Below are 4,996 nucleotides of genomic sequence, written 5' to 3' on the forward strand. Positions count from 1 at the left end.
GGGGAAGGATGTGCAGAAGGATGATGCGGCCATTGCCGGCGCCCAGCGAACGCTCGGCGACGATGAAGTCGCGTTCCACCAGGCCGCGCGTTTCGGTGTAGACGATGCGGGCGACCTGCACCCAGTTCACCAGGGCGATCACCATGGCGACGATCCACAGGCTGGGTCTCAGCAGCGCCGCGAGCGCGATGGCGAGCAGCAGCGCCGGAAAGGCCATCATCAGGTCGGTGAAGCGCATCAGCAGGTTGCCGGCGGCGCCGCGCAGATAGCCGGCGAGCAGCCCGACAAGCAATCCGATCGCGACGGCGACGCCGTTGGCGACGAAACCGATGATCAGCGACGTGCGGGCGCCGAACAGCACGCGGGCGAAGAGGTCGCGGCCGAGCGTGTCGGTGCCGAACAGATGGTCCCCGCCAGGCGGCAGCGGCGCGCCTTCGAGCGACAGGCCGTCGGCAAGCTGGTCGTCCGGCGAGAAATGCGCGATCCATGGCGCGAAGATTGCCGCCAGCAGGACGAGCACGACCACGATCAGCCCGAAAAGGGCGGAAGGCCGTCTTGTCAGTTCGTGCAGAACCCGCATGCCAGCGGCCTACATCGCGCGCGGCACGGGCTCATGCCCGGCAACTATGGAGGCGGCGACGTGCTCGACGGTGAGCCGGCGCTGCATGGCGAGGCGGCAGAGCGTGCGATAGGCGCTGGCCTCATCGCCGCCTTGCGCGGCCATGATCGAGCGCATCGCGTCGTAGACAATCGGTCTCAGCCGCAGACGCTCCTCCAGGCCGGCGATGCGCGCCTTGACGGCGGTTCGCTCATGGTGGGCGTGCGTGGCAAGCACCAGCGCCGGATAAACCGAGGAGGCGGTGACCGGCTTGGCGATGAGCGCGCCGGCGCCCTTGCCCAGCGCCCAGGCGATGCGGCCGGGCGCTTCGGAACCGAGCAGCGCGACCACCGGAACGGGCGCCTCGTCCCCGTCCCATGGCAAGAGATCATTCCACCCCTGGTCGGCGTCGACCAGGACGATGTCAGCTGGCGTTTCGGCGAGATCGAGCGGTTTCCACTGCACGAGAACGGTCACGCCGAGACGTTCGAGCTGACGCTTCAGGCGCTCGATGTTGTCGTCGGCGCGATGCAGGATCGCGGCGCGCCAGGAAACGAAATTCGGCGTCCGCGTCATTGCACGACCCTCAGATGCGGGACGGGCTGGCTGGCCAGCGTGCCGACAAGATAGGGATCGGCGACGATCGCGCCATGCGAGGCAATGACGTCGAAGCCGGACTGCTCGTTGATGCGGCCGAGATGGAAAGGCAGGGCCGCATGATTGGTGCGCGGGTCGATGGCGAGAGGTCCGAGCACGGTTTGCCTCGGGTTGGCGTGCAGGAAGCCGCGCACGCTGGCGGGGTCGTCGCGATTGGCCTCGGTGACTGCCTCGGCGCAGAGCTTCACCGCCGCATACGCGCCGGCGAAGAAGCTGGAGACGCGGCGTCCGGCGCCGAAACGGGCGGCGACGCGCTGCTTGAAAATCCGGTTTTCTAGCGACGCCAGGCTTTCGAAGTAAGAGGCTGTCGAGAGCTGGCCGACGGCTGTGCCCGGCTCGATCTCGCCGAGCTCGCATTCCGTCAGGTCGCAGCTCAGCACCGGGCAGCGTTCCGGCGCGAAGGCAGGATCACGATCCGCCAACCGGCGCACAGCCGCCAGGAAGGCGTAGCTTGACGGGCCGATCATGTTGTTCAAGATGAAGTCGGGCCGGTGGCGCTCCAGATCGGCGATCAGCAGGCCGACATCGGTCTCCTCGATCGGCAAATAGCGCTCGCCGAGCACCTCGCCGCCGGCGCGTGTAAGAAGCTCGCGCGCCAGCCGGTTCATCTCCCAGCCCCAGACATAATTGGCGCCGGCGAGATAGACGCGCTTGCCGTAGCGGGGCAGCATGTGGTCGAACAGCGGTATCAGATGCTGGTTGGGGCAGGCGCCGGTGTAGATGACGTTCTCGTTGGCCTCGAAGCCTTCGTAGGGGCAGATGTACCAGAGCAGCCCGTCATATTTCTCCACCAGCGGGATGACGTCCTTGCGCGACAGGGAGGTGATGGTGCCGATCACATTGCGGCATTGGTCGTCGCGCAGCATGGCGCGGATCAGATCGAGGTAACGCTCCGGCTGGCCGCCCGGATCGCCGAAGACCGGCTCGATGCGCACGGCGCTGCCGGCCTTCTCCAGCTCCTCGATGGCAAATTCGGCGCCGGCGCGGCAGTCGCGGCCGATCGCCCCGTAGGGACCGGTGGTCGAATAGAGGATGCCGACCCTGAACGTCTTCACCCGGACCTCAAAAAATAAAGGCCCCACACGCATCCCATGCTTTCACGAGACGCGGCGAGGCCATGCTGCCCTTGCCCGGCAATGCCGGACGCGATGTGTTACGCGGGAAATTGTGCGCTTGCGAAATAGAACACGAGTGGACGCAGGCTTGTCAACGGTCCTGCGCGCGAATGGGTACAATGGCTTGGTGGTTTGCCCATCAAGCGACCGGCTCGCTCAAAGCCGCCACGGTTTTCAGCGGTGACGCCGCCGATGTTTACACTCTTGCCTCGGCAAAGATGCGGGACGCCCATTCCAGGAAGACGCGCAGCCGCGGCGCGAGCTGGCGGTTCTGCGGATAGAGCGCGAACAACGGCGTCGGCGTTGGCGGGAAATCCTTGAGAACCTCGACCAGCGTCCCGTCAGCCAAGTCTTTTTCCAGCCGGTAGCGCGGCGCCTGCAGAAGCCCGAAGCCCAGGCGCGCCAGCTCGGCTGCGGTGTCGGAATTGTTGACACGGACCCGGCCCGGCAACGTTACCTGGCGCAGGCCGGCGCCCATCGTGAACTCCAGCGGCAGGACATCGCCGGTCCGGGAAGAAACGAAGCCGACGGCCTGGTGGCCCTCCAGCGCCTCGGGCGATGCCGGCGTTCCGTGGCGTTTCAAATAGGCTGGGCTGGCGCAGGTGATCTCGGCGACCATCGCCAGCCGCCGCATGATCATGCCGCTGTCCTGCGGTTCACCGGCGCGAATGACACAGTCGACGCCTTCGCGCACCAGGTCGACCAGCCGGTCGCCCTGGCCGATATGCAGATCGATGCCGGGATGGCGTTCGAGGAAGGCCGGCAGTTGCGGCAGCAGGAAGCGCTGCGTGAGCAGCGGATGCGCATCGATGCGCAACAGGCCGCGCGGCTCGGCGCTGCGGAACCCGGCCTCGGCATCCTCCACCTCGCCAAGGATCGACAGGCAGCGTTCGTAATAGGCCTGCCCGTCGAGCGTCGTGGCGACATGGCGCGTGGTGCGGTCCAGCAGCCTTGCCCCCAGATGCTCCTCCAGTTGCTGGATCGCTTCGGTCGCGGTCGAGCGTGGCAGGCCGAGATCGGCTGCGGCCGCGGTGAAATTGTGCCGCTCCACCACGCGCACGAACAGCCGCATCCTGTCCAATCGATCCATGGCCAATTGTTCGCTCTATTCGAATACTGCTGTCAATAGCCGGCCGATTATCCGGAAGACAGGGCGATCTATATGGGCTCCACACCAAACAAACGAACGGAGACCGATCATGCAAAAGACAAGAACCGCGATCGTGACAGGCGCATCGAGAGGCATCGGCGCCGCGATCGCCAAGCGGCTCGCCCAGGACGACATCGCCGTTATCGTCAATTATACGCGCGGCAAGGACGCGGCCGGCGAGGTCGTCTCGGCCATCGAGGCTGCCGGCGGCACCGCTCTCGCGGTCCAGGCCGACATCGGCGAACCGACCGGCATGGCCGCCTTGTTCGACGCGGCTGAAAAGGCCTTTGGCAAGGCCGACATCCTCGTCAACAATGCCGGTATGATGCGGCTGTCGCCCATCGCCGACACCGACGACGCTGCATTCGAACGGCAGCTCGCCATCAATCTCGGCGGCACGTTCCGCGGCATGCGCGAAGCTGCAACGCGCTTGAACGATGGTGGCCGTATCATCAACTTTTCTTCAAGTGTCGTGGGCTTCTACCAGCCGGCCTACGGCGTCTATGCCGCGACCAAGGCCGGCGTCGAAGCGATGACGCATATCCTTGCCAAGGAGCTCGGCCCGCGCGGCATCACGGTCAACGCCGTCGCGCCCGGCCCGGTCGACACCGAACTCTTCACCGACGGCAAGAGCGCCGCGCAGATCGAGGCAATCACCAGGCTCATCCCGCTCGGCCGCCTCGGCCAGCCCGACGACATCGCCGGGCTCGTCGCCTTCCTTGCCGGCCCGGACAGCCAGTGGGTCAATGGCCAGATCATCCGCGCCAATGGCGGCGCGATCTGAAGGATAGAGGCTACCATGCAGCAGACAATTCTCATCACCGGCGCATCGAGCGGCTTCGGCGCCATGACCGCGAAGGCTCTCGCCAGGGCCGGCCACCGGGTCTATGCCTCGATGCGCGATCCGCAGGGGCGGGGCGGCGCCCCGGCGGCCGAGGTCGAAAGACTGGCCCGCGAGGAGAACCTGGCGATCCGCGCCATCGCGCTCGACGTGTTGTCGGAACCGTCGATCGAAGCGGCCGTGGAAACCATCCTCGCGGAAGCCGGCAGGATCGATGTCGTCATCCACAATGCCGGCCATATGGTGTTCGGACCGACCGAGGCCTTCACACCGGAGCAACTGGCGCAGCTCTATGACGTCAATGTGCTGGGGACCCAGCGCGTCAACCGGGCAGTCCTTCCCGCCATGCGCTCGCTTGGCCGGGCCTTGATGATATGGGTCGGATCGAGCAGCACGCGCGGCGGCACGCCGCCATTCCTCGCGCCGTATTTCGCCGCCAAGGCGGGCATGGATGCGCTGGCGCAGAGCTACGCGCTGGAGCTTGCCCGTTTCGGCATCGAGACGAGCATCGTGGTGCCGGGCGCCTTCACCAAGGGCACGGAGCATTTCGCCCATTCCGGCAAGCCCGCCGATACCGAACGCGCCGCCGCCTATTGGTCGGGACCTTACGCCGGCGTCGACGACCAGGCGTTGAA

Annotated in this window: 6 protein-coding genes; 2 read left to right on the forward strand and 4 right to left on the reverse strand. The window is 66.3% G+C overall.

The genetic code is table 11. The annotated features are described in order from the left end of the window. From EOA27_RS21620 to EOA27_RS21635, 4 genes are all read right to left on the reverse strand, one after another. A partial coding sequence (locus EOA27_RS21620; RefSeq protein ID WP_145970457.1) for an ABC transporter permease occupies positions 1-580 on the reverse strand: 580 nt, incomplete at its 3' end. Positions 581-589: 9 nt separating this feature from the next. Beyond that, the gene (locus EOA27_RS21625; protein WP_126080803.1) at positions 590-1,174 is read right to left on the reverse strand and encodes an ANTAR domain-containing protein; all 585 of its coding nucleotides are present in this window, start codon (positions 1,172-1,174) and stop codon (positions 590-592) included. Next, complete coding sequence (locus tag EOA27_RS21630; RefSeq protein ID WP_245466906.1) at positions 1,171-2,310, reverse strand: transporter substrate-binding domain-containing protein; 1,140 nt, start codon at positions 2,308-2,310, stop codon at positions 1,171-1,173. Before EOA27_RS21630 ends, EOA27_RS21625 begins: the two co-directional genes overlap by 4 nt. Before the next feature lie 256 nt (positions 2,311-2,566). After that, entirely contained in the window at positions 2,567-3,460 is an 894-nt protein-coding gene (locus EOA27_RS21635) for a LysR family transcriptional regulator (RefSeq protein ID WP_126080805.1), read from the reverse strand. Positions 3,461-3,569: 109 nt separating this feature from the next. On the opposite strand from EOA27_RS21635, the gene EOA27_RS21640 reads away from it, so the two are divergent. Both EOA27_RS21640 and EOA27_RS21645 read left to right on the forward strand, forming a co-directional pair. After that, positions 3,570-4,304, forward strand: coding sequence for an SDR family oxidoreductase (locus EOA27_RS21640; protein WP_189342631.1), 735 nt, complete (start codon positions 3,570-3,572; stop codon positions 4,302-4,304). Positions 4,305-4,319: 15 nt separating this feature from the next. Beyond that, positions 4,320-4,996 (forward strand): SDR family oxidoreductase (locus EOA27_RS21645; RefSeq protein WP_145970458.1); only part of this gene is annotated, 677 nt, incomplete at its 3' end.

Source organism: Mesorhizobium sp. M2A.F.Ca.ET.037.01.1.1, assembly GCF_003998075.1.
Taxonomy (GTDB): domain Bacteria; phylum Pseudomonadota; class Alphaproteobacteria; order Rhizobiales; family Rhizobiaceae; genus Mesorhizobium.